Genomic DNA, 5,656 nt, shown 5'->3' on the forward strand with positions numbered 1-5,656 from the left:
AAGAAAAAATAAATCTTGCTGAAGAAATTATTAATAAATCGATAAAAATGAAACAGCAAACCCAAGATATTAGAGGATTGGCATTTGCAATATATGGAAAAGCAAAAGTACTTTTTGCACAAAAAAAATACATTTTAGCAGAGCAAGAATTTAATGAGTCTATTCGTATTCATCAAGATATGGGAGAACGATTAGGTTTGGCAATGGCTTATCAAAAAATGGGTAAATTGTATTTAGAATCAAATCAACTCGACAAAGCAAAAGAAGTTGCCTCTAAAGGTCTAGAAATATGTCGTTTATATAATATCACCATCATAAAATTTAAATGTTATTATTTATTTTATACAATATATAGATTAGAAGCAAATCATATTATAGCATTAGAATATTTAGAAAAGTATTTGAAAGAAAAAGAAGCCGTAATTAACACACAAACACTTAAAGTTATTGATAATTATGATATGCTTGTTCAAATGAAAACCATGCAAAAAGAAGCAGAACTTCATAAAGAACGTGCTGAAATGATTGAAATTAACAATAGAGCTGAAGAAAAAGCTAGAGTTAGACAAGAATTTTTATCTACAATGAGTCATGAAATTAGAACTCCTTTAAATGCTATAACAACGGTTGTATCTATGCTTAGCGAAAATTCTAATAAAGAGGATTTCATTTTAATCGATTCGTTAAAATTTTCATCAAATCATTTAATGCAAATTATAAATGATATTCTGGATTTTAATAAATTAGAATTAGGAAAAATGAAATTAGAACTTTATTCGACTAATATTAAACACTTTACAACTAATTTTTGGAAAACATATGAATTTCAAGCTATTGAAAAAAAATTACAATTTAATTTAATTATAGATTCAAATATTAATGATTATTATTTATTGGACGAGACAAAAATTACTCAAATTTTAGGAAATTTAATTGGAAATTCGATAAAATTTACTGAACGTGGTGAAATAAAATTAGAGCTTAAACTCATTAAAAAAAATAAAAGCAACGATACTATATTATTTAAAATTTCGGATACCGGTGAAGGAATAGAAAAAAATAACATTAAGAAAATATTTGATAGTTTTTCTCAATTAAAAAATATTATAACCAGAAAAATTGGAGGTACTGGTCTTGGACTTGCAATTGTGAAAAAATTAATTCATTTGCATAAAAGCGAAATTTATATAGAAAGTGAAATTGGCAGCGGTACAATTTTTTGGTTTGAATTGAAATTAAAAAAATCAGAAAAAATTATTCAAAATAGTACAATTTTTAAAAACAAAGATTTAAATGGATTACATGTATTATTAGCAGAAGATAATGCTATTAATGCTTTGATAGCCATTAAATTACTGTCAAAATGGGGAATTACCGTTGATCATGCAGTTAATGGTTTAGAAGCTATTGATAAATCAAATTCTAATAAATATGATTATATATTAATGGATATTCACATGCCAGAATTAGATGGATATCAAGCTACAAAGTCAATAAGAATGTGTCTAAACGGAAATTCAAATACTCCAATATTTGGTTTAACAGCCGATATTTCTGTTAAAGACAATATTGAGTTTAAAAATTATTTTTCTGGATTTTTATTAAAACCAATAGAAATAGACAAGTTAAAAATGGCACTTTCAAATTAATATTTTTAAAAATAATGAGTTATTATAAAATAGAAAATTTAGAAAATTATTTCAATATGTACAAGAAATCGGTTCGAGAGCCGAGAAAATTTTGGGATAAAATAGCCGATGAAAACTTTACATGGTAACAAAAATGGGATAAAGTTGTTGAGTTTTCATGGCACAGTTTATTTCTAATTTTTCTGTTTTCATTTTAATTTCTTTTTAAAGAGAAAATTTCTCCAATTTTACTGTAATTTGAACCTGCTAATCTTGAAACCGGTTAATAATTTTTCAAATTTATTTTATAATTTTCCAACAAAACTGAATCGATTAAATGCATCTTTACAATCTTCCAGTAACAATACAAGCGCTACCATTTTTATAATTTTCTAGAAAATAGTAATGTACCATTTCGCATTCAAATGTAATTTTGCTTTCCTTGACACGCTTAGGTTTTATTTTTAAAGAATCAATGGGAGTAAGGTTTGCCAAATTAAATTCATATACATCACAATTTACCGCTTGAGAAGTCATATTCATTTGTTCTGCCAAATCTTCTGTAACCATATTCACAACAAATTAATGCAAATTATTATGACTACAAATCAAAAGCTATCAAAAAAATATTAACTTTTTATCTCATTTTGTTTAGAACTTGAATAATTTTCCTTTTTGTAATAATTGGGTTAAAATTATATAGAATGCATTTTTTACCCAATAAAATTAAGATGTATATAAAAAAAAGACAAATAAATTACATATTTAGCTTTTAAATACTTGCTAATTTAGTATATTTATGCAAAATTTATATATATGGAGATTTTAGCTTGTCCAAAATGCCAAAGTGATAACATTGTAAAAAGCGGTATAATCAAAGGCAGGCAAAGGTTTTTGTGCAAAAAATGTAATTATTACTTTACGGTCAATAAATTAGGCAAAAAAATTCATAGTTACTATGTAACCAAAGCATTACAATTATATCTTGAAGGATTAAGTTTTAGAGAAATAGAACGTATTATTGGTGTTTCTCATGTAACTGTTAGTAATTGGGTTAAAGAGTATAAAGTAACTAAACCCAATCATACAGATTATCATCCAACTTATAAGATTTACAATCATTTAGAATTGGTTGAGTTTTTAAAAAACAAGAATCAATTGAAAGGAGCTGGAATGATTATTACAGAGCTTGGGGATAAATTTATGCTAATAAAATGGGAACGATTTAAAGATTAACTATAGCAATTTACACAAATATATATCATTATTTTTTTCATTGATAAAAAAGTAGAATTTGGCCGAACCAATAATTATAACTAATCAAATTTTAAATTATGAAAAAAACAATATTATTATCGGTTTTTGTCTTTTCCTTTATTGGAAATGCACAAACTCCAAGTCCAACTCCAAATCAAGAAGTTCAAACTGCAAAAGTTGTTTCAGTAGAAAAAGAATGGGATGTAAATCTTTATGGATTTATTAGAACAGATTATATTTGGGATACAAGAAAATCTGCTCAAGTAAGAGAATACAATTTAAATCTATATCCGTTGGATGAAGTTTTAGACGCCAATGGTGAAGATGTTAATAAAGTTGGTGCATCTAATTTTTTATCTGTTGTTAGTAGATTAGGAGTAAAAGTTAAAGGACCAAATGTTTGGGGCGCAAAAACTTCAGGAACTTTAGAAGGAGATTTCTTCGGAAATACTGAAAGTAGCATTGGTTTGTTCAGAATTCGTCACGCACATATAAATCTAGATTGGTCTAAAACTTCACTAACTTTAGGACAAACTTGGTATCCATCTTTTATTCCAGAAGTATTTCCTGGAGTTGCTAATTTCAATACAGGTATATTATTTAATCCATTTGGATGGGCATCACAAGTTAGAGTAAAACAAAATTTTTCTAAAGAATTCTCATTTGCATTAACTGCTTATAAAGAAAGAGAATTTACTACACCAACTGCTGCAACTGGAACTCAAAATTCAGCTTCAACTAATTCGGCTTTACCAACTTTTCACGGTCAATTTCAATTTAAAAATAAAAATTGGATTGCTGGTGTTGGAGCAGAGTATAAATCACTTCAACCATTAACAGTTTCTAATAATTTAGTTACTACAGAAAAAGCTAACAGCACTTCTGTAATGGGTTATTTTAAATATTCTAATGATAAGTTTTACTTTAAAGCTTACGGAATTTCAGGAGGAAACTTAAACAATATGGTTATGTTGGGTGGAATTGCAGGTTATACAATTGCAGGTCAAGTTGAAAAATATGAAGTTTCTAAAACAACAGCTTTTTGGGTAGAATTGGCAAGCAATAATAAGAAAACGGCACCAGGATTGTTCTTTGGATATACTAAAAATCACGGAACTGGAGTTGATGGAGCAACAGCTTTTTATACTAGAGGAAATACAGCAACAAGAGGTGTCGACAATGTTTGGAGAGCATCAGGAAGAGTAGATTTTAAACAAAATAAATTCAGAATTACACCAGAAATTGAATACACCAAAGCAACTTGGGGTGATTTAAAATCTGATTTTTCTATTGAAAATAACGAAAAAAAATTGGGTAATTTAAGAGCAATGATCTCTTGTGCTTATTCATTCTAAAAATTTAAACCAACTAAAAATTATAAAAACATGAGTGATAAATCATCAAAAGGAATCTGGAAAGTAATATCCGCTTCCTCAATGGGAACAATGATCGAATGGTATGATTTCTATATATTCGGAAGTTTAGCCGTAGTATTATCAACAAAATTCTTTCCGTCAGATAATCCTACCGCAGCATTTCTTTCAACACTAGCAACATTTGCTGCCGGTTTTGTAGTACGTCCATTTGGCGCATTATTCTTCGGACGACTAGGCGATTTAATAGGAAGAAAATATACCTTTATGGTAACTTTAATGCTTATGGGCGGCGCAACTTTTTTAATAGGTTGTATTCCAAGTTACGAAACAATAGGTTTTATGGCTCCAGTTTTAGTATTAATTTTACGTTTGCTTCAAGGTTTAGCGCTTGGAGGTGAATATGGTGGAGCTGCAACTTATGTCGCCGAACACGCACCAAAAGGCGAAAAAGGATATTGGACTTCATGGATTCAAACTACAGCAACTGTTGGTTTATTTGTATCTTTAATGGTAATTTTAATTACTAAAGGATTATTATCTAAAGAAGCATTTGACGAATGGGGTTGGAGAGTTCCGTTTTGGGTTTCTATAATAATGGTTTTTGTATCGTATTTAATACGTAAAAATATGGACGAATCTCCAGTTTTTGCAAAAGCGAAAGCCGAAGGAAAAACCAGTACCAATCCATTAAAAGAAAGTTTCGGAAACCGTTATAATTTAAAATTTGTTCTTCTTGCATTATTTGGCGCAACAATGGGTCAAGGAGTTGTGTGGTACACAGGACAATTTTATGCTATGAGTTTCTTGAAAACAGTAATGTCTGTCGATTCTACTCAAGTTGATACACTTTTAGGAATTGCTCTAATTTGCGGAACACCATTTTTTGTATTCTTTGGTTGGTTGAGTGATAAAGTAGGTCGAAAAGCAATTATGATGTCTGGTTTATTGATTGCAATATTAGCTTACAGACCAATTTATAGAGCAATGTATCAAACTACAGATTTGGCTTTAAAAACCGAAATTGTTGACCAAACTAAAATTGTACCTTCAATAAAAGAAATTGATGCAACAAAATTAGATTCTATTTACACCACAAATAAATCATTTGCAGACGGAACAAAGGTTGAAGAAATTAAAACCAAACATTTTGAAAATGGCAAATTAATGCTTGACGATAAAGGAAAAGACAAAATCGAAACAAAAGTTACCAAAACAATTAACAGCAGCGACAAATGGTGGCTTGTATTTCTAGTCTTTATTCAAGTTATCTTTGTAACGATGGTTTATGGACCAATTGCGGCTTTCTTAGTTGAAATGTTTCCAGTAAAAATTAGATATACGTCAATGTCGTTGCCTTATCACGTAGGAAATGGTATCTTTGGTGGATTACTTCCT

General features: G+C 28.9%; 5 protein-coding genes and 1 pseudogene. 5 read left to right on the forward strand and 1 reads right to left on the reverse strand.

The window, feature by feature from the left end:
• Both ACH2BO_RS02965 and ACH2BO_RS02970 read left to right on the forward strand, forming a co-directional pair.
• A partial coding sequence (locus tag ACH2BO_RS02965) for an ATP-binding protein (RefSeq protein ID WP_395043270.1) occupies nt 1–1,649 on the forward strand: 1,649 nt, incomplete at its 5' end.
• A 14-nt stretch (nt 1,650–1,663) separates the two neighbouring features.
• Nucleotides 1,664–1,774: pseudogene (locus ACH2BO_RS02970) on the forward strand (acetyl-coenzyme A synthetase N-terminal domain-containing protein); the annotation flags it as partial.
• A 199-nt stretch (nt 1,775–1,973) separates the two neighbouring features.
• On the opposite strand, the gene ACH2BO_RS02975 reads toward ACH2BO_RS02970, so the two are convergent.
• Nucleotides 1,974–2,198 carry a hypothetical protein gene (locus ACH2BO_RS02975; RefSeq protein ID WP_395043271.1) on the reverse strand — a complete coding sequence of 75 codons (225 nt, stop codon included), beginning with the start codon at nt 2,196–2,198 and terminating at the stop codon, nt 1,974–1,976.
• Nucleotides 2,199–2,444: 246 nt separating this feature from the next.
• On the opposite strand from ACH2BO_RS02975, the gene ACH2BO_RS02980 reads away from it, so the two are divergent.
• The 3 genes from ACH2BO_RS02980 to ACH2BO_RS02990 all read left to right on the forward strand — a co-directional run.
• Nucleotides 2,445–2,864, forward strand: a complete 420-nt coding sequence (locus ACH2BO_RS02980) for an IS1 family transposase (protein WP_395043272.1) — start codon at nt 2,445–2,447, stop codon at nt 2,862–2,864.
• Nucleotides 2,865–2,962: 98 nt separating this feature from the next.
• Nucleotides 2,963–4,240: a hypothetical protein gene (locus ACH2BO_RS02985; protein ID WP_395043273.1), complete on the forward strand. Its 1,278-nt coding sequence runs from the start codon at nt 2,963–2,965 to the stop codon at nt 4,238–4,240.
• Nucleotides 4,241–4,270: 30 nt separating this feature from the next.
• Nucleotides 4,271–5,656: MFS transporter (locus ACH2BO_RS02990; protein WP_395043274.1), on the forward strand; the 1,386-nt coding region annotated here is incomplete at its 3' end.

This window comes from Flavobacterium sp. (genome assembly GCF_043773265.1).
Lineage (GTDB): Bacteria > Bacteroidota > Bacteroidia > Flavobacteriales > Flavobacteriaceae > Flavobacterium.

What these genes read in the sequence shown, in the direction of transcription:
- ACH2BO_RS02975 (WP_395043271.1), bottom strand. Translation starts at nt 2,198, where the DNA reads ATGGTTACAGAAGATTTGGCAGAACAAATGAATATGACTTCTCAAGCG.
- ACH2BO_RS02980 (WP_395043272.1), top strand. Translation starts at nt 2,445, where the DNA reads ATGGAGATTTTAGCTTGTCCAAAATGCCAAAGTGATAACATTGTAAAA.
- ACH2BO_RS02985 (WP_395043273.1), top strand. Translation starts at nt 2,963, where the DNA reads ATGAAAAAAACAATATTATTATCGGTTTTTGTCTTTTCCTTTATTGGA.